This window comes from Lysinibacillus sphaericus (genome assembly GCF_015844675.1).
GTDB classification, from domain to species: domain Bacteria; phylum Bacillota; class Bacilli; order Bacillales_A; family Planococcaceae; genus Lysinibacillus; species Lysinibacillus sphaericus_E.
This window is the reverse complement of the sequence record NZ_LDGC01000039.1, coordinates 1-24,303: the sequence shown is the minus strand read 5'-3', so window position 1 is coordinate 24,303 and position 24,303 is coordinate 1. Positions and strand designations below refer to the sequence as shown.

Below are 24,303 nucleotides of genomic sequence, written 5' to 3'. Positions count from 1 at the left end.
TTCGTTCCTCTAAATCTCATACTGTGAAAAATAAGTAAAGTGATATTGCTAATATGTTACTTTGTAGTTTGGAAGGCTGTTGTACTGTTACAACGACAAAAAAACAGGCGTCTCAGAAATAATTCTGAGACGCCTGTTTGAGATGACCCCTACGGGATTCGAACCCGTGTTACCGCCGTGAAAGGGCGGTGTCTTAACCACTTGACCAAGGGGCCTACTATGGTGGCGGCCGAGGGGATCGAACCCCCGACCTTACGGGTATGAACCGTACGCTCTAGCCAGCTGAGCTAGGCCGCCAATAAGATTATGGAGCGGAAGACGAGGTTCGAACTCGCGACCCCCACCTTGGCAAGGTGGTGTTCTACCACTGAACTACTTCCGCGTTTTAAACAATTTGTTTTAGCAACAAGTTATATAATACAAGCCTTTGTTACTAACGTCAAGTAATTCTTTGAAAAAAATTAATAAAAATATATGGTTTTTATTCATTAATTAAAGATTTGCTAATAAAAAGGGGGAGTATGATGGCTCATCACCATGATGCATGGTTGATTTCCGTTCCCTTATGCACTGCAATAGCTTATCTGTGACGCTAATCCCCAAGGAGTTACCTAGTCCCACCTTCGATCAACTTTATAATGAATGTCATCCACGACTTTTGGTGTTGAGCCCTTTTTATGGGAATTTTATCAAACTTTTTGTTCTTAAGTAGAAAAGTATCATCGACACTGCTGACTATCGTAATTATGACGAATAATGGAACGTTGATCGGTGAAAAAGAAAGGGTGAGAGGGCAATAGCCCGCTTGTGGCAAAGATTTTATAAAGTATCGTATACAACGAAAACGGAAATTAATTACCTAAATTTTCTGTTATTTAAAGCTTGACTTATAGAAAGCAGTGTTACTAATCTTGTACAGTTTATATTTTATGTAGAAATTGTTGCCATTTCTCGTATTTATGCATATGTATTCGTCGAAATGTTTATATTTTTTTCTGCCACCGTCAGACAATCTTTCCATACATAATTTTTTATAATAGCTCCAAAAGTGCAGAAAGGGGATAGTGAAATGACGAGTATTGAATGGTATAACACGGCAAATGTAGACGAACAAAAATTAGGAGTGAAAAAAAGGCAATTGTTAATAGGCTCTTTATTTTTTTTAACATCCTTCTTTTTAGCTCAGTCCGTTGTATTTGAAGCGGCCGTGCCTTTCTCGGTTCCTTTTTGGGCAATTATTCGAACGAAGTATAAGGAATACGCCAAGTATGTTTTGTTTGGTGGTCTGATAGGATGTTTTTTTCTGGGATTTGGGCAAGTCTTTATTTTAGCATTGCAAATCGTTATGTATGAATGTATCATGCGCTTCCGTTATTGGCAGTTGCCACAAAGTATAGCAGTCTCTTTGGCGGTACTGCTTGTGCAAATAATGTGGCAGGGAGTTATGCATCAAGGTTTACCGCCGGTGCTTGTGCAATTTTATGTAGGTTGTGAAGCGGCTTTAGCTCTTATTATGACGTTGTTTATGCAAGTATTGTTTGTCAATTCTTATGAATGGTTTACGAGTCATTGGACTTATGAGAAGTTGGGTTCTGGATTAGTTGTATTTGCTGCTATGCTTACAGGGATGCAAGCAGTTGTCATTAGCTATTTTTCACTCCCAATTTTTTTATTACAACTATTAATTTGCTTCGGTGCATTGGTAGGAAGTGTACCGTTAGCGACAGTTATCGGGGCAGTGCTCGGAACGCTTATTGGCATTGCAAAACTTTCGTTTACGGGAATGCTTTCTGTAGCCACGTTAACTGGATTGTGTGCAGGGATGGGGGCCCGCGTTGGAAGATTTGGTGTAGCAATTGGCAGTATTTTGCCGAGTGTGTTTTTTTTATTTTACGATGCAACATTGCCGTTAGATAGCGTTTATTTTACATCGATTGCAGTTGGGAGTATTGCTTTTCTATCCATTCCTAAAAAATATTCTGATAAGGTGCGGGACAAGCTGTTTCCTCAGCGTGAGGAGGTCTTACTTGCCCGTCAAAGTTGGTTAACGGAGCATGTTACGTTTAAATTAGAGCATTTTCAGCACTTTGTACAATTTATGAAGGAGCTTGTGTTTGAGCGCTTTATGACGGCCCCGATAGAAGAGGCGAAGGAAGTGTCGCCGATGAATACATGCCTAAGCTGTTTCCGCTTTGATCACTGTTGGGGAGCGCAAAATAACGGAATGGACAAGCTAATGACAGACTGGTTTCATATGAAAGGTGTTGGAAAGGATTCTGGTATGCATCGTGTAGAAGAACAAATACGTTATAAATGTGTGAAATCAACAAAAATTTTCGAAGAATTGGAAACAGAGCTGTACAGAGAGCGTATTAATGGTCAGTATTTTCATGGTAAGAAAATGATTGCCCTTCAGTTACGTGATATGAGCAATCATCTAAATCAGTTAATAGCGGAGATGAAAGAAGAGACTATTTCATTCGCTAGTGTGGAAAAGGACATTACTCGACGGTTAAAGGATGCACATATTGAATGTTTTCAACTAGATGTGTTAAGTAATAAGCCGGGAGCACGAAAAATTGTCTGCGCTTTAGCACCAGCACGCGTCAATTGGGAGGAAGACACAACATTAGCTGAACGGATGATATTGCCGATTTTATATGATATTTTTGAAGAACCATTTGAAATTGAAAAGGTAGTAGCAAGTGATATACCATTTCGTCATATTCAAGTAAGTTTTAGATCAGCTATTAGTTTTGAAGTAGAGTATGATATATATAGCATGTCTAAAGATGCGACGTTATATTCCGGTGATTCCCACGCATTATTTCAATTACATCCAGGACTATTTGCAATTTTATTGTCAGATGGTATGGGGCAGAGTAAAGAAGCACAGCATGAGAGTAGAAAGTTAATACATTTAATGCGAGAATGTTTAAATTACAATATGAACCCAGAGACTGCTATGCACACGTTGCATTATGTCATGTCCTTAAAGCAACAAAGTGATATGTATGCAACGCTTGATTTTGCACTTGTCGATTTACAACACGGTGATTTATGGTCGTGGAAGGCTGGGGGAATGTCTACGTATATTTTACGGGGGAAAGAGGTGCTAAAGGTTGAAAGCAATGCAGCTCCTGTAGGTTTTTTATCCATTTCAGCAGTAGAGGCAGAAAAAAGAAAGCTTAAGGCAGGTGATGTAATTTTGATGCACTCTGATGGATTGTTTTCAAGTGTTGATGATTGGGACGAGCAGGAAGAGACATTTTTAGCATATGCTCAGCAGGTAGCAAGCACTACTAAAACTATACAGGAAAAATTAACGACGATTATGCAATCTTTCCAGTCTTACTATGACATTGAAGACGATTGCACTGTATTGATGCTAGAGGTTACACATGTTGTCCCTACGTGGGCCGTGTTTAGACCAGTTCAGCACTCTATGAGCAATTCATGATAATAGAGAACGAAAAGGGGAGGAGAAGCGTTTGTCACTTGAATTAAAGGTCAAAAAAATTATTGAAAAAGAGCAATTATTACAGCAAGACGACCATCTTCTCATCGCCGTTTCGGGTGGAGTGGATTCTATGGCTTTACTTCATTATTTTGTAAAAACAAAAGATCAATGGGGCATTACGGTTGAAGCCGTACATGTTGATCATATGCTAAGAGGTGAAGCATCGGCCGAGGACAGAGCTTTTGTCCAAAAATATTGTGATGAGTATAGTATATACTTATATGCAAAGGCTATTCCAATACCAGAGATTATGGCTTTAGAAAATGGCAATACACAGCTTATTTGCCGTAGAGAACGTTATCAATATTTTAAAGAGGTCATGGAAAAAACGAATGCTCGCAAGCTTGTAACTGCACATCATGCGGACGACCAACTGGAATCAGTATTAATGGCCCTGACAAAAAATGCAACGATCAATGGTATGCAAGGTATACGTTCACAACGTATTTTTGAAGGAAAAACATTAATTCGTCCGTTTTTAACGGTTACAAAGTCTGAAATAAGGGAATATTTACTTAAGCAGGGGTTAGATTATCGTGAAGACGCTAGCAATTCTAAGGACACCTATGTACGAAATCGTTTTAGACATCATGTGGTGCCATTGTTGGAGGCAGAAAATCCGCGAGTAACAGAACAGGTAACCCATTTTACAAAGCAATTGCAAGAAGACGATGCCTATTTAATGAGTTTAGCGGAGGATGTATTTTCTAGAATAGTAAAAAGAATTGACGAAAATACATATAGCATGGAAATTAAGGCTCTTCAATTGGAACCACTTGCTTTACAAAGGAGGATCATTTTAATACTATTAAACTATCTTTACAAAGATTCAAATACGATACAAAGTTATGCTTTATTGACTTCTATTACAAAGCTTTTTGATACGACAGCGGGGTATGCTGAAGTTCACTTGCCAGAAAATTTTATAGCAGTTCGCCGTTATGGAAAATTTACGATTCAGAAGAAAGAGACATTAGAAGGTCAAGCTTCTCCTGAAAAAATGATAATTTCGACTGCTAATGGGTGGACAACACTGACGAATGGTGAACGTTTATGCGTAGTCGATTTGCCTAATTTATCGTCTAAAATGCTGACGGATACTGCACAACTTTTTTATTTTAACGCTAGCAAACTCAAACTTCCACTCTATGTTAGAGCGCGTAAGGAAGGGGATAGAATGCTGTTAAAAGGAATGGATCGGCCAAAACGCTTATCTCGCCTTTTTATAGATGAAAAGATTCCTTTGAATGAGCGGAATAGCTGGCCGTTACTGATTTCTCAATCTGAAGAGGTCGTAGCGGTAATTGGTGTGCGTATGGGAATGTTGTTTTCAACCTCTCCGCAACCAAACGATGATACAGTGCTCATCGTAGACTAAGGTCTTTGTAAAATTTCACCGCACATGGTTGAACATTTTTTTATACACACGAGGAGGAATCAAAATGTTACAAAATGACATCGAAAAAGTTATGATTACAGAAGAACAATTGCAAGAAAGAATTGCTGAATTAGGAGCACAATTGACAGAGGAATATAAAGATTCATTCCCGTTAGCTGTTGGTGTTTTAAAAGGGGCTATGCCTTTTATGACAGACTTAATGAAACGTTTCGATTCTTTCATTGAGCTAGATTTTATGGATGTTTCTAGCTATGGTAATGCAACTGTTTCATCTGGCGAAGTAAAGATTCTAAAGGATTTAAATACAAGCGTCGAGGGACGTGACGTAGTAATTATCGAGGATATCATTGATAGCGGCTTAACGTTGAGCTATTTAGTCGACTTATTTAAATACCGCAAAGCAAAATCCATCAAAATCGTTACATTGTTAGATAAACCATCAGGTCGTAAAGTAAACTTAGCTGCTGATTATGTTGGTTTTGAAGTGCCAGATGGCTTTGTTGTAGGGTATGGTTTAGACTACGCAGAAAAATACCGTAATTTACCTTATATCGGCATTTTAAAGCCAGAAGTTTATTCTTTCTAAAAGAAAGAAGTTAACGAAAGAACACCAGCTATGAAAAGTAAGAGCCTCCAGCGAAGGTCATAGATTTTTAGTTTTTTTACTTCCTTCAGCAGTGTTTACGTAGCGAAAGTGATACGTCAGCTACAAGGTTTTATCTGTGGGATAACAGTAGACAGCACGCCACTGAATAACCAACACCACGTTGACCTAAAGCTGATTCTGGACGCAATTATGCTGAGGCGTAATTGGTCGTAAATTTAAAAATCTAGGCACATTGTACTGAATGAAGTATCGGATACAAACGCTGGAACATAGTAAATAAATGCATAAATATGTTTTGATTTCGACAAAAATCGTACGAAACTTTTTTTATGTAGGGCTTTTCGTTGTATGATGAAATCATGATATGTTAAGATTTTACTTATAATTTTTCTGTTGTAATGAGGAGGCTGGAGATGAATCGAATATTTCGATATACCATATTCTATTTACTGATTTTCTTAGTGATTATCGGTATTTTTGGTACTTTCAATGGTGGAACTTCACCAACGAAAGAGTTAACTTATCATGAGTTTATAGAAGCTCTAGATAAGAAAGAAATAACAAGTGCTACAATTCAACCTGATAAATCAGTATACATCGTTGAAGGTACATTGAAGGGGTATGAAAAAGGAGAAAGCTTTACTGCAAACATCCCTACCAATAACCCATCTTTAATGGACCGCATCGATGAAGCTGCTAAGGATAAGAATAGTAATATTACATTTTTAACAGCGCCAGAAACAAGTGGATGGATTCAGTTCTTTACAGGAATTATTCCTTTCATCATTATCATTTTCTTATTCTTCTTCCTAATGAGTCAATCTCAAGGTGGCGGTAATAAAGTGATGAGCTTTGGTAAAAGTAAAGCCAAACTTTATGATGATCAGAAGAAAAAAGTTCGTTTTACAGATGTAGCGGGTGCTGATGAAGAGAAAGCAGAGCTTGTTGAAGTTGTTGATTTCTTAAAAGATCACCGTAAATTCACTGAAATTGGTGCTCGTATTCCAAAGGGTATCTTACTTGTAGGTCCTCCTGGTACAGGTAAAACATTACTTGCACGAGCAGTAGCAGGTGAAGCAGGCGTACCATTCTTCTCGATTTCAGGTTCTGACTTCGTAGAAATGTTCGTAGGTGTCGGTGCATCACGTGTTCGTGACTTGTTTGAAAATGCAAAGAAAAATGCACCTTGTATCATCTTTATCGATGAGATTGATGCAGTAGGTCGTCAACGTGGCGCAGGCCTTGGTGGTGGCCATGACGAGCGTGAACAAACACTGAACCAATTGTTAGTTGAAATGGATGGTTTCGGGGCAAACGAAGGTATTATTATTATCGCTGCAACAAACCGCCCAGATATTTTAGATAAAGCCTTATTACGTCCTGGTCGATTTGACCGTCAAATTACAGTAGGACACCCTGATGTAAAAGGTCGTGAAGCAATTCTAAAAGTACATGCGCGCAACAAACCTTTATCAGAGTCAGTGGACTTAGCAGCTGTTGCACAACGTACACCAGGTTTCTCGGGTGCAGACTTAGAGAACTTGTTAAATGAAGCTGCACTTGTAGCAGCTCGTAAAAGCAAACGTACAATTAATATGGCGGATATCGATGAGGCATCTGACCGAGTAATTGCAGGTCCAGCAAAAGCTAGTCGCGTTTACTCAGCGAAAGAGAAGAAACTTGTATCCTTCCATGAAGCTGGCCACGTAGTTGTTGGTTTAGAGCTAGATGAAGCAGATACAGTACACAAAGTAACAATCGTCCCTCGTGGTCAAGCTGGAGGTTACGCTATTATGTTACCGAAGGAAGAACGTTTCTTCACAACAAAACAAGAACTACTAGACCGTATTGCTGGACTTCTTGGTGGTCGTGTGGCAGAGGAAATCGTACTTGGTGAAGTATCTACTGGGGCACATAACGACTTCCAAAAAGTAACAAGTATTGCACGTGCCATGGTCACTGAATATGGTATGAGTGAAAATCTTGGTGCAATGCAGTTTGGTTCAAGTCAGGGTGGGAATGTATTCCTTGGTCGTGACTTTAATTCAGATCAAAACTACTCTGATTCAATCGCTTATGAAATTGATAAGGAAATGCAAAAAATTATCGATTCACAATATGAGCGTACTAAACGAATCCTAACTGAAAAACGTCATTTACTTGATTTAATTGCTAACACATTAATGAAAAAAGAAACATTGAATGCGCAAGAAATCGAGCATTTACGTGATCACGGTGTCTTACCGGAACCAGAGGTAGAACCGGTTGTAGAAAAAGCTCCTAAAGCTGAAGCTCAACCAATATTAGATGTAGTTGGTGAACAGGCTGTTCAAAAAGAATTGCTTAGCAATGAGCCAGATCCAACAACAGCTGATTTACCTAAAGAAGGTAGAGAGTCGATTGATACACCAAAAGGTATCGATGAGAAGCGTGACTAATATAGGAAAGACTGTTTACGATTTTTGTAAGCAGTCTTTTTCTTTGCCTTTTTTCGGTAATGGGTATTACGATAGAATCTATATTACGCAGCTGCGTATATAGGTTTTTAAATATTTAAGGACCAAAATAGATAGGAGTGTTGAAAAGTGGGAAATGTAACATTGAATAATGGTTTAGAAATGCCGTTAATCGGCTATGGCGTTTTTCGAGTACCTGAAGGAGATGACTTGGCTGAAGCGGTAAAAACAGCTATTGCAAAAGGTTACCGCAGCATTGATACAGCGCAAGTATATCGCAATGAAGAAAGTGTAGGGCGAGGAATTCGTGCAGCGATTGATGAGGGCTTAGTAACACGTGAAGAACTATTCGTAACATCAAAGGTTTGGAACGATGGACTCTCCTATGAAGAAACACTTGCAGCTTATGATAGTAGTTTAGAGAAATTAGGATTAGATTATTTAGATTTATATTTAGTTCACTGGCCGGGAATAGATTCAAATTATGTTGATGTTTATAAGGCGCTTGAAAAAGTTTATCAGGATGGACGTGTACGCTCAATTGGTGTTAGTAATTTCCATGTTCATCATTTAGAACATTTATTAAAGGAAACATCAATTGTTCCTGTTATTAATCAAATTGAATTCCATCCGCACTTAATTCAAGAGGAAGTTCGTGCATTTTGTAAGGAGAAAGGAATACAGGTAGAAGCATGGTCGCCACTAATGAATGGTTCTTTATTGGAAGAATCATTGATTCAGCAGCTAGCTTCTAAATATGGCAAAACCCCTGCACAAATCGTGTTACGCTATGATGTGCAGCATGATGTAGTCACTATTCCAAAAACAATGACTCCTGCACGAATGACAGAAAATCTAACGGTCTTTGACTTTGCATTAACAGAGGAAGAAATGGCTCAGTTAGATGCACTAAATGATGGCTTACGTTGCGGACCAGACCCAGAAAAATTTAATTTTAAATAAATTGAAAGGAGCTACCTAAGATGAGGGTGGCTCCCTTTTGTATGGTTCTTCGGCAAAACAAGGGGTTTATTTCCGTTCCGACTGGACGCTTTGTTGCTGCCGCTTCGTTATCACTACGCTTTCGCACAGAGCAAAGCTTCCTGGGGGCGTCCGATGAGCCGCTTCACTCGCTATGCTCGCTTCAGGGTCTCATCTGTGACGCTGATCCCCAAGGAGTCGCCCAGTCTCCACTCCAATCAACCAATGCGCAAAGATGTATTTTCTGGCATGGCCTAATTAAAACGAAACTTCAGCAATATTGTTTATCTGTGCGAAAGAGAAGCGTTAGCAATAACAGTTGTACAATTCCTTCCCTGTTATAAGTCGCAATATTATTCACTTTTGAAATGAATAAAATTTATAAAAATTTAAGCTATCGCTGATTGGAGTGGAAGGCTACTCGACTCCCGTGGGAAAGCGAGACAGGCGAGACCCTGCACGGAGCGCAAGCGGAGGAAGCGGCTCGACGCTCGCCCACAGGAAAGCGAGTAGCCTGGAACGGAAATCAACTTAACGCTTTAATATGAGATTTAATTTGAAAGGAGCTTCCTAATATGAGGGTGATTCCATTTTGTAGTGAGATGAATGCTATTTCGTAGGAATAAAAGTGTGGTATCATTTTCTAAAGTGTTTTAACTTCTTTCCGATTCCGGACGCAATTATACCGAGGCGTAATTGATTTTGATTTTTTGTGCATGAATATGCATTGTTTTAGTTGTATCAACCGCATAGTGACGGGTACAATTACGATGAGGGGCAGTAAATAGGAGGCATCAACCATGATTTTAGTTTTAGATGCAGGAAATTCGAATATCGTATTAGGTGTCTATGATGACAACGATCAATTGGCCTTCCATTGGCGTATGGTGACAGACCTTCATAAAACAGAAGATGAATACGCAATGCAAGTATTATCTTTCTTTAATCATGCAGGCCTTTCATTTGAACAGGTTAAAGGCATTATTATATCCTCTGTTGTACCACCAATCATGTTTTCATTAGAAGCGATGTGTCAAAAGTATTTTCGAAAAAAACCGCTCGTCGTAGGACCAGGTGTGAAAACAGGATTGAATATTAAATATGAAAACCCTCGTGAAGTTGGCTCAGACCGTATAGTGAACGCTATTGCGGCTCTTGATGATTATAAAGCACCGCTGATTATTGTTGATTTTGGTACTGCCACGACATATTGTTACTTAAACGAAAAGGGTGATTATATGGGCGGTGCTATCGCTCCGGGTATTTCGATTTCAACGGAGGCGCTTTATACACAGGCAGCTAGATTGCCGCGTATTGAAATATTGCGCCCTGCACATATTGTTGGAAAGACAACCGTATCTGCTATGCAGGCCGGAATTTTTTATGGCTTTGTTGGGCAAGTTGAGGGAATTGTTAATCGCATGAAAGCACAAAGTAAGGAAGAACCTTTAGTAATTGCTACTGGAGGATTAGCAAATTTAATTGCTGGGGAGACGCAAGCTATTGATGTAGTCGACCCGTTTTTAACATTAAAAGGCTTATATAAGCTGTATAAACGCAATCAATAAGAAATGAGGGACATTTCATTTATGAAAGACTATTTAGTACGAGGTTTAGGATTCAACGGACAGGTTCGTGTTTTTGCGGCTTGTACAACAGCGACAGTAGGAGAGGCACAACGACGTCATAATACATGGCCAGTTGTATCGGCGGCCCTTGGTCGTTCTATGACTGCTGCGGTGATGATGGGTGCCATGTTAAAAGGTGAGGAAAAAATCACTGTTAAAATTGAAGGGAACGGTCCAGTCGGTCCAATGGTAATTGACAGTAACGCGCACGGTGAAGTACGCGGCTTTGTGACAAATCCTCATGTTCATTTCGATTTAAATGAGCACGGTAAGCTTGATGTTCGAGCAGGTGTAGGAACAGAGGGTGCATTAACGGTCGTAAAAGATCTGGGCTTGAGAGATATGTTCTCTGGACAAACGCCAATTGTATCGGGTGAAATTGCTGAGGACTTTACTTATTATTTTGCTACATCAGAGCAGGTGCCTTCATCAGTTGGTTTAGGGGTTTTAGTAAATCCTGATAACACAATTCTTGCAGCTGGTGGTTTTATCCTTCAATTAATGCCAGGCTGTGAAGAAGAGACAATCAATGAAATTGAGCAGCATCTAGCTACTTTAGAGCCGGTTTCAAAAATGATTGAAAAAGGTTTTACACCTGAACAAATTTTAGAAGCTGTATTAGGAGAAGGCCATCTACAAATTTTAGACTCCATGCCTGTAGAATTTAAATGTCAATGTTCAAAAGAGCGATTTGGTGCAGCGATTTTAGGGTTAGGGACACAGGAAATTCAAGAAATGATTGAAGAGGATGGCGCAGCGGAAGCACAATGTCACTTCTGTTTAGAAACATACCGTTTCTCAAAAGAAGAGTTAGAAGGATTTATTGATGAGCTCAACGCGTAATCGAAGACCTTTATCCGCTGGAACACCTAACCAAACGCCCTTACTGCAACGCCGCCTTAAGACAAAACCAGCTTTAACAGTAATTGCAATCTTGTTATTAGGAAATATTTTATGGTTTATTACTTGGTTAATTCCTAATAAAGACCAGGAAATTGGTAGCGACGAGCAAGTCGCTGCCGTTGACGGGGAAGTTATTACACGTCAAAAGTGGATGATTGCCATGGAAGAACGCTATGGTAAAGAGACGCTACAAAATTTAGTGAACGAATCTGTAATGGAAAAGGCAGCTAAAAAATTTAAAATTCAAGTGTCGGATAAGGAGATTGATTTAGAGTTAGCCTTAATGCGATCTGCTCAAGATAAATTTGATACTGCCATGCAAAACCTTTCATCAGAGCAACTACGACAAAAAATTCGCTCACAGCTTATTTTGGATAAAGTGTTGACGAAAGATGTGGTTATAAAAAAAGGTAGTATTGAGAAATATTACGAGGAAAATCAGGCACTATATAATACGAAAACAAACTATCGTACGAATTTTATAGAGGTGGATTCAAAAAAAGCTGCTGAGGAAGCATTAAGAGAAATAAAAAATGCCTCTGATTTTTCGGTACTGGCACGTGAAATATCCGTAGACAGTGCATCGGCTAGCTTAGGTGGAGATGTCGGTTTCCTTACAGAAGACCAAGAAAATATCGATCCAGCTATTTTAAAAGCAGTGGAAGCTTTAAAAGCAGGTGAGATTAGTAAAGCGTTTAAGCTTGCTAATGGTCATTATGGAATTGTACAAGTACAAGAGATATTAGAAGGGCAATCCTTTACATATGATGATGTGAAAGAACATATTGAACGTGAGCTTGCCTTAGAGCAGTTGTCACAATCTGTTACACCAGAAGCATTTTGGTCTGAATTTAATGCAACTTGGTATTACGGTGAAGCGAAAAAAGGTAAATAACAGATTGCTCTGAAATTAGTAGCAAATATGCCTCGGCGTAATTCCGTGACATACGTCGGAGGCTTTAGGCCAACAGATGTTTTTTGTGCGAAAGCGAAGTGACAGCAAAACGGTTTTATCTGTGCGAAAGCGAAGCGACAGCAACAACAACAACGCCAGCAACAATATTGGTCACTCAGTCGTTGCCACAGGGCGTGGCGTTTTTAGACTGAGTTCCTCTATTATTTCGGCTCACCATCTAAAGAGGTGGGAGACTTCTGTATCTGTCACCTTGCTTTCGGTACAAAAACAATTGCTGAAAGAAGTTAAAGAATCTGCGAGATATCTGCGGGAAAAGTGAGCCAGGGAAACCCCTGCAGACGTTTAGCGTCAACAGAGTAACGGCCACCCGAGGATATTGAGCAGATTTTTATTTCTCTTCATTCGCAAATGTCGGTCGAAAATTTTATGACGTGATTCCGCCAAGGCGGAATTATTATAAGTTGAGGTTGGATCGGATGTAATAAATATTCTGAAAATATAAGTTATATTTATTGACAATCGAATGGAAAAATTGATAAAATCAAAAATAAGTAAAACCTATAAAATTAGTAGGGATTAGGAGTGGATTGATAAATGAGTAGATTAGCAAATTCAGTAGCTGATTTAGTTGGTAAAACGCCAATTGTTAAATTAAATCATGCAACAGGTGAAAATGAAGGTACTGTTTATGTAAAATTAGAATACTTTAACCCAGGCAGCTCAGTAAAAGACCGTTTAGCTTTAGCGATGATTGAGGCGGCTGAGAAAGATGGTACATTAAAGCCAGGTGGTACAATTATTGAGCCTACTTCTGGAAATACAGGTATTGGTCTTGCAATGATTGCTGCAGCTAAAGGCTATAAAGCGATTTTAGTAATGCCTGAAACAATGAGCTTAGAGCGTCGTAACTTATTGCGTGCTTATGGTGCAGAACTTGTATTAACACCTGGACCAGCAGGTATGAAAGGTGCAATTTCTAAGGCGGAGGAATTGTCTGCTGAGCATGGCTACTTCTTACCACAACAATTCACGAACCCAGCTAATGCTGTTGTTCACCGTTTAACAACAGGTCCAGAAATTGTAGAAGCGTTTGAAGGTTTAACATTAGATGCATTTGTTGCTGGTGTTGGTACAGGAGGTACAATTACGGGTGCAGGTGCTGTGCTAAAAGAGCAATACCCAAATATTGAAATCATTGCTGTTGAACCAAAAGATTCACCAGTACTTTCTGGCGGTCAACCGGGGCCTCATAAAATTCAAGGTATCGGAGCTGGTTTCGTACCTGAAGTATTAGATACAGATGTATACTCTACTGTATTCCCAGTTGAAAATGAGATTGCTTTTGATGTAGCCCGTAAAGTTGCGCGTGAAGAAGGCATCTTATGTGGTATTTCATCAGGTGCAGCTATTCATGTTGCGATTGAAGCAGCGAAACGTTTAGGTAAGGGTTCAAATGTTCTTGCAATCGTACCTTCAAATGGGGAACGTTATTTATCAACACCTTTATATCAATTTGAAGACTAATCCAATTATATGTATGAAGGGCTCCTTTAACGAGGAGTCTTTTTTTATGATCAATTGTGCGAAGCATAATTGATCATAAAAAAACTGCCCGTAAATGTTAGAAGCATAACTAACATCTATGGAGCAGTTCAAAAAATATGATTAGAATAGACTTCACTATACAACTGTATTACTTAAGACTTTTACGAAGCCATTGTTAGTGGCAGTATTAATTAATTGATTAATAGATTCACGTGCTTTATCAGTGAATAAATACCATTTATCCGCGGTAACATCATGAATTAAGACTTTTGGGTATCCTTTCAATTCTTCTTCCGGGAAGGGGCCATTTAAAGAATAAAGGTCAAACTGTTGAATGCTTTTATTTTCATGACTCATAAAATTATATTGTCCATTCTTATAATAGGAACCCGGAACGTCTAGGTTAATTTGCCATGAATAGTTAGCAGGGGCATCGACAACTTTTCCTTTATTTTCATTGAAAACTTTATATAAGGCTTTGTTATAGGTGTTCCCTTGGATCTGCTGTACGATCCCGCCCATCGTCATATGGTATTCATATTGGATAGCTTTTACTTTTACATTGTTTATAACCAATGGCTCAGTATTCACTGTTACTGTGGAATTTTGATAATTGACCTGACAACCAAAGGTCTCTGCAATAAATCGAATAGGAACAAATAGTCTATTGTTCTTTAAATATGGTTTGACATCAAGTAACTCTGTTTTACCGTTTTTTATGACAGTGTTGCTATTCGGCTGTAACGTTATCTGCATTTTGTTATTCGTTAGTGTTACTTTTGAGTCTTTCCAATTTACTGTTGCTCCCAAATTTTCACTGATAACACGCAAAGGTACCATTGTTCGATTATTCTTAGTCTCTGGTGTCGCATCTGTAGTAACGACAACACCATCTATCTTAATAGTACTGTGTGCCGCATATGCAGGCAGAGAAGTTAGCATGAGGATCATTGTAAGGAAAATTCCTGAAAAAACCTTTTTCAATAATAACAGCTCCTTTTTATAAAATAATTATACATAATTAGTAAATATTTCTATCTATTGTCAGTATAGCAAAAGCCCTTTTTTTAGACAATTCTAAAGTAGAATTTCATATTCAGAAGACAATTGTAGCTGACGTTTCACTTACGCTACATAAAACATTTGCTGAAAGAGTTGAATTTTACATGGCAATTGAAAAATATTCGCTTCAAAGCAATATTCAAGTTAAGATGGAATCACATCATATGACTTAAAGGGGAATAGCAACTTGAAAACAATATTTACGAAAACAATATCGATGGATGCAGACTCGTTTTTTTATAGTTATAAGAAGCAAACAGAAGCAGAACAAGCACATATATTTTTAGAAAGTGGACGTGGAGGAAATTTTACGATAGCTGCTTGGAATCCGTTAGCTACAGCACAATCGGTTGAGAATGGTTTACTTGTAAAGTGGAGAAATGGAGAGACTGAAAATTTAAACGGTGAGCCTCTTACTTTATTAGAGAAATTAGTGGAGAAATATCACGTTTCATATAATGTTGAGCTTCCTGTTTTTCAGGGTGGAGCGATTGGGTTTGTAGCATACGATTACGCTCGTAAAATTGAAGCATTGCCTAATACTGCTATAGATGATTTACATGTACCAGATATCTATTTTTATCTGTTTGATTGCTGGGCGGTACACGATGTGAAAACAAATAAAGTAACGCTTATGAAGCTAGCAGACTGTAATGTGAATTTAGAGGAATGGGCGAATGCGTGGCAAGGGGCAGCGCAAGAAGGATTGCTTACTCGTAAATTTGAAAAAGCAAGTGCTGTAGAAATCGTAAATGATGAAAGTGAACTGTTAGTATCATTTGCTGGAACGGCTTTTGAGGAAGCGGTGAGTAAGATCCAAACATACATAGCGCAAGGTGATGTATTTCAAGTGAATTTGTCAGTACGTCAATCTAAAAAGTTAAACGCAACTGCAATGGATGTATATGAAGCGTTACGTGCATTTAATCCTTCACCGTACATGGCTTATATAGAAGCACCGGATTTTGCTGTCGTTTCTGGTTCACCTGAGCTTTTGGTGAAGCGTCACGGTAACGAATTGTCTACTCGACCGATTGCTGGTACAAGACCAAGAGGAAAATCCGAGGCAGAGGATTTAGCGTTAGCGCAGGAATTGATTGATAACGATAAGGAACGTGCTGAACATGTAATGCTTGTTGATTTAGAACGCAATGATTTAGGAAGAGTATCTACGTATGGGACGGTTGAAGTGGATGAGTTCATGGTGATTGAACGTTATTCACACGTGATGCACATTGTTTCCAATGTACGAGGAGAAATAGCTGAAGGGAAAACGAATGCTGACGTTATCCGTGCCATGTTCCCAGGAGGAACAATAACAGGTGCACCGAAAATTCGCACGATGCAGATTATTGAAGAATTAGAACCTGTAAGAAGAGGATTATACACGGGTTCGATTGGCTGGCTAGGCTACACAGGTGATATGGAATTTAATATTGTCATTCGTACAGCATTTATTAAAGATGGAGTAGCACATATTCAAGCGGGGGCAGGTATTGTTATTGATTCTGTTCCGGAAAGAGAATACCAAGAATCTTTAAATAAAGCGAAGGCGATGTGGCAGGCAAAGGCAATGGCAGAGGAGCGAGCAAAATGATTTTAATGATTGATAACTACGATTCTTTTACATATAACCTTGTACAGTATTTTGGGGAATTTGGTCATGAATTAGTGGTAAAAAGAAACGATGTATTGACAGTGAAAGATATTGAGAAACTTGCACCAGATATGATTGTCATTTCTCCTGGACCATGTAGTCCGAATGAAGCGGGGGAAAGCCTGAACATTATTAAGTATTTCGCGGGAAATATTCCGATTTTAGGCGTTTGTCTTGGTCATCAAGCCATTGCTCAAGTATTTGGGGGGAATGTTATACGAGCTGAGCGTTTGATGCATGGTAAAACATCACCTGTCCTACATGCAGAAATAGGTTTGCATAAGGGGATGCCAAATCCATTTGCAGCTACTCGTTACCATTCTTTAATTGTAGAGAAGGAAACATTACCTGCATGTTTTGAAGTAACGGCATGGACAGAAGAAGGCGAAATTATGGGTATTCGTCATAAGGATTATCCAATTGAGGGAGTGCAATACCATCCTGAATCAATTATGACAGAACAAGGTAAAAAGCTTCTACGCCAGTTTATAGATTTGTATGTTGAGGGAGCGAAGTAAAATGCTGTGCTGGATGAATGGAGCCTACATAGCGGCGCAGGATTTGCGCATTTCACCATTTGATCATGGATTTTTATACGGGTTAGGCTTTTTTGAAACGTTTCGAACGTATAAGGGAAAGGTGTTTTGCTGGGAAGCACATATGGAAAGGTTGCAAAATGCGCTTACTCAATATCGTATTCATATGCCATATACGGAAGAGGATTTACTGAAGGTTGTTCAGCAATTAAATGAACAAGCCGATGGGCAGGATGGATATTTCCGAATAAATGTCTCAGCTGGAGAGCATAGCATCGGTTTACAGCCTACTGAATATAGACAACCGAATGTTATTGTTTTTCGCAAAGAATTACATGCTACACCTCGAGGTATGGAAAAAAACGCACAATGGCTTGTAACACCGCGTAACACTCCTGAAAAAGGGCTTCGAGTGAAATCGCACCATTATGGCAATAACGTTCTTGGGCGTTTTGAGATGCCATCTTTGGCGCAACAAGAAGGCTTCTTTTTAACGGAAAATGGCTTTGTTGCTGAAGGTGTAACATCAAATATCTTTTGGGTGAAAGATGATATACTATATACGCCTTCCTTAGAGACTGGTATTTTACCTGGTATTATCCGAGCGTGGGTAGTTGAGCGAGCACAATCTCTAGGGATTAAGGTAAAAGAAGGATTCTTTATTAAAGAGGATGTAGAGCAAAGTTCAGAGTGCTTTATTACTAACTCTGTACAAGAGCTTGTTCCAATTCTTAAATTAGAGAGCAAGCAGTTATTAGGCAATAAAGGGCCTGTTTATTCGCGTTTACATGAAGCATTTGTCAATGAAGTGGAACAAGAATAGAAGGAGAGTTAACATGCTAGAAAACTATACAACAACATTAACTATTAACGGGATCACGTTAGACTATACAGCAGAAACTTTTGTGATGGGTATTTTAAATGTCACACCGGATTCATTTTCAGACGGAGGAAAGTTTAATAATGTTGAAGCGGCTGTTGAACAAGCGAAAAAAATGGTAGCTGATGGTGCTAAAATTATTGATGTTGGCGGAGAATCAACACGACCAGGTTATGAACGTATTTCCGATGAAGATGAAATTGCACGCATTGTGCCAGTTATTCAAGCGTTAGTAGCTGAAGTGCCGGCAGTTATCTCGGTTGATACGTATAAAGCGAACGTAGCTCGAGCGGCTATTGAAGCTGGTGCGCATATTATTAACGATATTTGGGGAGCAAAAGCTGAACCTGAGATCGCTCAAGTGGCTGCAGATTTAAATGTACCAATTATTTTAATGCATAATCGAGAAAATACTGATTATGGTATTGATTTCTGGATGACGGCTAAGAGCGACTTAGAAAAGAGTATTGCTATTGCCCGAGATGCAGGTGTACCAGATAATCATATTATTTTAGATCCGGGCATAGGTTTTGCGAAAACTACCGCTCAGAATATAGAAATGATGCAGCATTTAGATGAATTGGTAGCAATGGGTTACCCTGTTTTGCTAGCGACTTCACGTAAATCAATGATTGGTAATGTCTTAAAGCTGCCTGTTGAGGAGCGTATAGAAGGTACAGGTGCGACGGTTGTTTACGGGATTGAAAAGGGCTGTCATATGATTCGTGTGCATGATGTAAAGGAAATGGCACGAGCGACACATATGGCTGATATTTTAGTAGGTAAGCGTATCTACAAGGAGGAAGCGTAATGGACTATATTCATTTAAAGGATATGCAGTTTTACGGTTATCACGGTGTTTTAGCAGCGGAAACAACACTCGGTCAACGCTTTCGTGCCAATGTTTCACTTGCTGTAGATATGACAAAGGCTGGAGAGACGGATGACTTGGATTATACGGTAAACTATGCAGAGGTTTATGCGTTATGCCGTGATATCGTAGAAGGCGAGCCTTTCAAGCTTATTGAAGCACTTGTTTCAAAAATAGCAAACAGTATTTTAGAGACGTACTCAGAAAAGGTTAAGGGTGTACGCGTGGAGCTTATTAAGCCGGACCCACCGATACATGGTTATTATAAAGAGGTGTCAGTAGAGGTAACGAGAGGTGATTACTAATGAATGATGTGTATTTATCGATTGGTACAAATATGGGTGAGCGATTTGAAAACCTACAACATGCTGTTAAACTGTTAGAGGGCAAAGATGAAATTGAAGTTGTGCAAATTTCTTCAGTTTATGAAACAGCAGCGATAGGCTACACGGACCAAGCAGACTTTTTAAATATTGCTGTTCATATTAAAACGAGTTATTCATCTTCCGAAATGCTGAAAATTTGCCAATGGGTTGAAGGTGAACTAGGGAGGGTACGTGAATTTCGATGGGGCCCACGAATCATTGACCTTGACATTTTGCTCTACAATCACGAAAATATTGAAACTGAAAGCTTAATTGTTCCACATCCAAGAATGTATGAGCGAGCTTTCGTACTAGTACCACTCATAGAAATTACGCCTGCACCAGTTGGAGAACAGCTGAGAAGGGTACACGATATAATGCAACAGATGGATAGTGAAGAGGAAGGCGTAACTTTATGGCAAGCATCAGTGAAGTTAAACATGGTGCAGTCCGTTAATTAGGTTTCCAATCCTTAAAATTAAAGCCTCCTGCGGTTGCTTTTATATAGAAATAGGTGAAAACCTATAGAAGGGGGAAAACAACGTTGAGTCAGACAACTGAGAAGCCGTTTCAAATTGGAAATATTGTCATGGACAACCGTGTCGTATTAGCACCAATGGCTGGAATTTGCAACTCTGCTTTCCGTTTAACTGTTAAGGAGTTCGGGGCAGGGCTAGTGTATGCAGAAATGATTAGTGATAAAGGGATTGTCCAGAAGAACGAAAAAACATTGGGCATGCTTTATATCGATGAGCGTGAAAATCCACTTTCATTGCAAATTTTCGGTGGTGATAAAACAACACTAGTGGAAGCAGCTAAGTATGTAGATGAAAACACAACTGCCGATATTATCGATATTAATATGGGCTGCCCGGTTAATAAAATTATTAAATGTGAAGCGGGCGCTCGTTTACTTTTAGATCCGAATAAATTATATGAAATGGTAGCGGCTGTTGTCGATGCAGTAAAAAAACCTGTCAGCGTAAAAATGCGTATTGGTTGGGATGACGAGCATATCTTTGCTGTTGAGAACGCACAAGCTGCTGAACGTGCTGGTGCTTCAGCAATAGCTGTTCATGGACGTACACGTGTACAAATGTACGAAGGAAAAGCAAACTGGGACATCATTCGACAAGTGAAGGAAAATGTGAAAATCCCTGTGCTAGGTAATGGTGATGTAGAAACTCCTCAAGATGCAAAACGTATGCTTGATACTACTGGGGTAGATGCAGTAATGATTGGACGCGCTGCTTTAGGTAATCCGTGGATGATTTATCGTACAGTTCAATACCTTGAAACTGGTGAGCTAAAGGAAGAGCCAAGTGTACGTGAAAAAATTGATGTGTGCTTGCTTCACTTTGAACGCCTTATGCAATTAAAAGGAGAGAGTGTGGCAGTGCGTGAAATGCGTAAACATGCTTCATGGTATTTAAAAGGTATTCGCGGTAATGGTAAAGCGCGTAAAGCGATTAACCAAACAGAAACTGCGGTAGAGCTTCGTGCTCTATTAAATGGACTTGTACAAGACTATGAAGAGCTTGAATCTACATTAATAATTCCAGAAGCAAAAGAATTAATTCTATAACTTCTTTCAGCGGGTGTCTAAAGACCGGATGAAATAGAGGAATTTAGTGTAAGCGAAGCGGCAATTATGCTGAGGCATAAATGATTACATTAAAAAGGCGTCTCATTGTTTTTGAGACGTCTTTTTTTCTGTCAGTATCAATTTTTAGAATTATTAATTATTTTTTCTCTTATGGAAATTAAAGCGAAACAGATGATTACAGCAATAAAATTGTGTACAATAGAAATATTATGGATTTAAAAGCAACGCGGACATTTTAATAAGGAGTGAATCAAGTGTCAAACATAGAAGAATTAAATGATCAGCTTTTGGTGAGACGCCAAAAAATGACGGCTATTCGAGAAAATGGTCAAGATCCATTTGGTAGTCGTTTTGAACGTACGCATTTATCACCAGAAGTACATGAACAATTTGCAGATCAAACAAAAGAGCAGCTAGAGGAAAACCTACAAGAGGTAATTATTGCGGGTCGTATTATGACGAAGCGCGGTAAAGGAAAAGCTGGCTTTGCACATATTCAAGATTTAGGTGGTCAAATTCAAATTTACGTTCGCCAAGATCATGTTGGTGAAGAAGCATATGAATTATTTAAACAAGCTGACCTAGGTGATATCGTAGGTATTCGTGGTAATGTATTCCGAACACAAGTGGGAGAGCTTTCTGTAAAGGCTGAAGAGTTTACATTCTTATCAAAAGCGCTACGCCCTATGCCGGAAAAATTCCACGGTTTACAAGATGTTGAACAACGTTACCGTCAACGTTATTTAGATTTAATGACGAATGAGGAAAGTAAAACAACATTTATTACGCGTTCTAAAATTATCCGTGCTATTCGCAATTATTTAGATAATGTAGGATATTTAGAAGTAGAAACACCAATGCTTCATACAATTGCTGGTGGTGCAGCAGCTCGTCCATTTATTACACACCACAATGCACTTGATATGGAATTATATATGCGTATTGCAATCGAACTGCATTTGAAACGTCTAATCGTTGGTGGACTAGAGAAAGTGTATGAAATTGGTCGTGTTTTCCGAAATGAAGGGATCTCAACACGTCACAACCCTGAATTTACAATGATAGAGCTGTATGAAGCTTATGCGGACTACAAAGATATTATGTCTCTAACAGAAAACCTTATTGCTCATGTAGCGCAAGAAGTTCTTGGGGCAACTACAGTTCAATACGGTGAAGATGAAATTAATCTTGCTGTAGGCTGGAAACGAGTTCATATGGTAGATGCAGTAAAAGAAGCTACAGGAGTAGACTTCTGGCAGCCTATGACTAAGGAACAAGCTCAAGCACTTGCAAAAGAACATGGAGTAGAAGTTAAGGAAACACATGAGGTAGGGCATATTATTAACGAGTTCTTCGAGCAAAAGATTGAAGAAACTCTAGTTCAACCTACATTTGTTTATGGTCATCCGGTAGAAATCTCACCTTTAGCTAAGAAAAATCCAGAGGACGAGCGTTTTACAGACCGTTTCGAACTATTCATCGTTCGTCGTGAGCATGCAAATGCCTTTACAGAATTAAATGATCCTATTGACCAACGTGAGCGCTTTGAAGCTCAATTAGTTGAAAAAGCAGCCGGTAATGATGAAGCACATGAAATGGACAATGATTTCATTGAAGCGTTAGAATACGGTATGCCTCCAACAGGTGGACTGGGCATTGGTATCGACCGTTTAATCATGCTTCTTACAAATTCACCATCAATTCGTGACGTATTATTATTCCCTACAATGCGTCATACTACTAAATAGTTGTTTTAACTTAATTGATAGAGGATATAGCACGACTACTACTCAGCATAAAAAAGCGGTAATCGAACTAGAAAAGAACAGCTTTGTTAAGAGGTAATCGTGAAAAAGCAGGAGTCGAGGTGTAGGAGAAGCACTAAGACTCCTGTTTTGCGTTTTCTATGATGAAATAGACATGTTTGAAAAGTTTAAATTAGAAAGAATGAAGTAGAGTATTTAAATGATGAATGAATATAAGGTATACTTTTAGAGTTCTGTAATTTGCAGATAAAATAGAAATAGACATTATAGAAGTATTATTGGAGGCTTATAATGAATTATAAAATCTTTAACAAACTAGTATTTGAACAGGCGCAAGTACGCTCGGTTTCAGATGTTCTGTTTACTGAGGAAGAGCTTGAAAATGGCATGAAATTAGCGGTTTCTAAGTTGGAACCGACTTTAGCTTTATATTTAGTGGATATAGACGGTCAGAAGAAGTTCGATGTCCGTTGGGATGATTCCTCTGAAGTTTTCAGTGGCTGGTATTCGGCTTGGGATAATTTCTCTTGGTGCCTAGATGTAGTTGAGAAACAAAATAACTAATTTTAGAATTAGTAGATTCTTTATATTTTAATTTTGAAAACACACTTTTAAATTTGAATTCCGCATTTGAAAAGCGAACATAATATATTCTTCTTTCTTTTTTGTTATTATGTGCGGAACAATAAAGTTAAAAAGTAATAAACATGAATAAGTAGGAGTCGAGGTGTAGGAGAACACTTTGACTCCTTTTTTCTATTGTTTATTTGTTAGAGTGATGGTGTAAGAGGGGGGGACGCATTTTATTGTGTAGATCTTAGATGATTTTTCAAGAAAAGTTTAAGAAAGCATCTTTTTCAAAAGGTTATTCTTTAATAGAAGTAAGACTCTTCTTATTTAGTTTGTTGAGATTTTTAAGAAAGAGATGTATAGTAAAACAAATAAAGTGATAGATAGAAGGTTATAAGAGTTATTTAGTTCTCGAAAAAACGCAAAATAACTCGATAATTCACTATTTATAAAAAAGAAGATTTTATAGTAAAAAAACACTTGCGATTGTAGTAGAATCATGATAAATTATTACTTGTCGTTAAGACGACGCGAGAAACAAAATGAGTTCGAAAAAAACATCAAAAAAAAGATGTTGACATCGAAAGTTAAGAATAGTATTATATAAGAGTTGCTGCTTTTGAAATGAAGTAAAAAAACTTCTAAAAAAGAGTTGACAACGAAAAACAAAAAATGTTATACTATAAAAGTTGTTGAAACAAAACGACAACAAAATGAACCTTGAAAACTGAACAAGCAAAACGTAATCAATAAAGTTTTTAGTAGCTAACCTTGAGTTAGTGAACGAAACAAAATTTTGGACATCAAACATGATGCCAGCAAAACAATTTGAGCTTATCAAATTTCTTTTATGGAGAGTTTGATCCTGGCTCAGGACGAACGCTGGCGGCGTGCCTAATACATGCAAGTCGAGCGAACAGAGAAGGAGCTTGCTCCTTTGACGTTAGCGGCGGACGGGTGAGTAACACGTGGGCAACCTACCTTATAGTTTGGGATAACTCCGGGAAACCGGGGCTAATACCGAATAATCTATTT

The 24,303-nt window shown here is 38.6% G+C and carries 19 protein-coding genes, 3 tRNA genes and 1 rRNA gene; 19 read left to right on the top strand and 4 right to left on the bottom strand.

What is annotated here, in order from left to right; genetic code table 11:
• Window positions 1–143 precede the first annotated feature (143 nt).
• The 3 genes from ABE34_RS11745 to ABE34_RS11735 form a co-directional block, all read right to left on the bottom strand.
• Window positions 144–215, bottom strand: a tRNA-Glu gene (locus ABE34_RS11745).
• A 5-nt stretch (window positions 216–220) separates the two neighbouring features.
• A tRNA-Met gene (locus ABE34_RS11740) sits at window positions 221–297 on the bottom strand.
• Between the two features lie 10 nt (window positions 298–307).
• Window positions 308–382 (bottom strand) — tRNA-Gly (locus ABE34_RS11735).
• A 687-nt stretch (window positions 383–1,069) separates the two neighbouring features.
• On the opposite strand from ABE34_RS11735, the gene ABE34_RS11730 reads away from it, so the two are divergent.
• The 9 genes from ABE34_RS11730 (at window position 1,070) to cysK (ending at window position 13,934) form a co-directional block, all read left to right on the top strand.
• Entirely contained in the window at window positions 1,070–3,460 is a 2,391-nt protein-coding gene (locus ABE34_RS11730; protein WP_197142719.1) for a SpoIIE family protein phosphatase, read from the top strand.
• Window positions 3,461–3,491: 31 nt separating this feature from the next.
• A complete protein-coding gene (gene tilS / locus ABE34_RS11725; protein WP_197142717.1) occupies window positions 3,492–4,898 on the top strand; it encodes a tRNA lysidine(34) synthetase TilS in 1,407 nt (468 codons plus the stop codon).
• Window positions 4,899–4,962: 64 nt separating this feature from the next.
• Window positions 4,963–5,505 (top strand): hypoxanthine phosphoribosyltransferase, encoded by a 543-nt coding sequence (gene hpt / locus ABE34_RS11720; RefSeq protein ID WP_079563700.1) that lies wholly within the window; start codon window positions 4,963–4,965, stop codon window positions 5,503–5,505.
• 434 nt (window positions 5,506–5,939) lie between these two features.
• Complete coding sequence (gene ftsH / locus ABE34_RS11715) at window positions 5,940–7,964, top strand: ATP-dependent zinc metalloprotease FtsH (protein WP_197142710.1); 2,025 nt, start codon at window positions 5,940–5,942, stop codon at window positions 7,962–7,964.
• Between the two features lie 147 nt (window positions 7,965–8,111).
• The gene (locus tag ABE34_RS11710) at window positions 8,112–8,945 is read left to right on the top strand and encodes an aldo/keto reductase (protein WP_346655553.1); all 834 of its coding nucleotides are present in this window, start codon (window positions 8,112–8,114) and stop codon (window positions 8,943–8,945) included.
• Window positions 8,946–9,763: 818 nt separating this feature from the next.
• Entirely contained in the window at window positions 9,764–10,531 is a 768-nt protein-coding gene (locus ABE34_RS11705; protein ID WP_197142701.1) for a type III pantothenate kinase, read from the top strand.
• Between the two features lie 21 nt (window positions 10,532–10,552).
• Window positions 10,553–11,434, top strand: a complete 882-nt coding sequence (gene hslO, locus ABE34_RS11700) for an Hsp33 family molecular chaperone HslO (protein ID WP_197142699.1) — start codon at window positions 10,553–10,555, stop codon at window positions 11,432–11,434.
• On the top strand, window positions 11,418–12,389 hold the full coding sequence (locus ABE34_RS11695; protein WP_197142697.1) for a peptidyl-prolyl cis-trans isomerase: 972 nt from the start codon (window positions 11,418–11,420) through the stop codon (window positions 12,387–12,389). The genes hslO and ABE34_RS11695 overlap by 17 nt, the downstream gene beginning before the upstream one ends.
• A gap of 615 nt (window positions 12,390–13,004) precedes the next feature.
• The gene (cysK, locus tag ABE34_RS11690; protein ID WP_197142695.1) at window positions 13,005–13,934 is read left to right on the top strand and encodes a cysteine synthase A; all 930 of its coding nucleotides are present in this window, start codon (window positions 13,005–13,007) and stop codon (window positions 13,932–13,934) included.
• 156 nt (window positions 13,935–14,090) lie between these two features.
• Here the strand turns inward: cysK and ABE34_RS11685 are convergent, their stop codons facing one another.
• Window positions 14,091–14,939, bottom strand: coding sequence for a copper amine oxidase N-terminal domain-containing protein (locus ABE34_RS11685; protein WP_197142693.1), 849 nt, complete (start codon window positions 14,937–14,939; stop codon window positions 14,091–14,093).
• A gap of 265 nt (window positions 14,940–15,204) precedes the next feature.
• Here ABE34_RS11685 and pabB point away from each other — a divergent pair, with 265 nt between their 5' ends.
• The 10 genes from pabB to ABE34_RS11635 form a co-directional block, all read left to right on the top strand.
• Complete coding sequence (pabB, locus tag ABE34_RS11680; RefSeq protein WP_430982163.1) at window positions 15,205–16,614, top strand: aminodeoxychorismate synthase, component I; 1,410 nt, start codon at window positions 15,205–15,207, stop codon at window positions 16,612–16,614.
• Complete coding sequence (pabA, locus tag ABE34_RS11675) at window positions 16,611–17,192, top strand: aminodeoxychorismate/anthranilate synthase component II (RefSeq protein WP_197142691.1); 582 nt, start codon at window positions 16,611–16,613, stop codon at window positions 17,190–17,192. Before pabB ends, pabA begins: the two co-directional genes overlap by 4 nt.
• Before the next feature lies 1 nt (window position 17,193).
• Entirely contained in the window at window positions 17,194–18,033 is an 840-nt protein-coding gene (pabC, locus tag ABE34_RS11670; RefSeq protein WP_197142689.1) for an aminodeoxychorismate lyase, read from the top strand.
• A gap of 13 nt (window positions 18,034–18,046) precedes the next feature.
• Window positions 18,047–18,901, top strand: a complete 855-nt coding sequence (gene folP, locus ABE34_RS11665; RefSeq protein ID WP_197142687.1) for a dihydropteroate synthase — start codon at window positions 18,047–18,049, stop codon at window positions 18,899–18,901.
• Window positions 18,901–19,266 carry a dihydroneopterin aldolase gene (gene folB, locus ABE34_RS11660; RefSeq protein WP_079563711.1) on the top strand — a complete coding sequence of 122 codons (366 nt, stop codon included), beginning with the start codon at window positions 18,901–18,903 and terminating at the stop codon, window positions 19,264–19,266. Before folP ends, folB begins: the two co-directional genes overlap by 1 nt.
• Window positions 19,266–19,787: a 2-amino-4-hydroxy-6-hydroxymethyldihydropteridine diphosphokinase gene (folK, locus tag ABE34_RS11655; RefSeq protein WP_197142685.1), complete on the top strand. Its 522-nt coding sequence runs from the start codon at window positions 19,266–19,268 to the stop codon at window positions 19,785–19,787. Before folB ends, folK begins: the two co-directional genes overlap by 1 nt.
• An 83-nt stretch (window positions 19,788–19,870) precedes the next feature.
• Window positions 19,871–20,911, top strand: coding sequence for a tRNA dihydrouridine synthase DusB (gene dusB, locus ABE34_RS11650; protein ID WP_197142683.1), 1,041 nt, complete (start codon window positions 19,871–19,873; stop codon window positions 20,909–20,911).
• 266 nt (window positions 20,912–21,177) lie between these two features.
• On the top strand, window positions 21,178–22,680 hold the full coding sequence (lysS, locus tag ABE34_RS11645; protein ID WP_197142681.1) for a lysine--tRNA ligase: 1,503 nt from the start codon (window positions 21,178–21,180) through the stop codon (window positions 22,678–22,680).
• Window positions 22,681–22,989: 309 nt separating this feature from the next.
• A complete protein-coding gene (locus ABE34_RS11640; protein ID WP_197142679.1) occupies window positions 22,990–23,262 on the top strand; it encodes a hypothetical protein in 273 nt (90 codons plus the stop codon).
• An 853-nt stretch (window positions 23,263–24,115) separates the two neighbouring features.
• Window positions 24,116–24,303 (top strand): 16S ribosomal RNA (locus ABE34_RS11635); the annotation flags it as partial.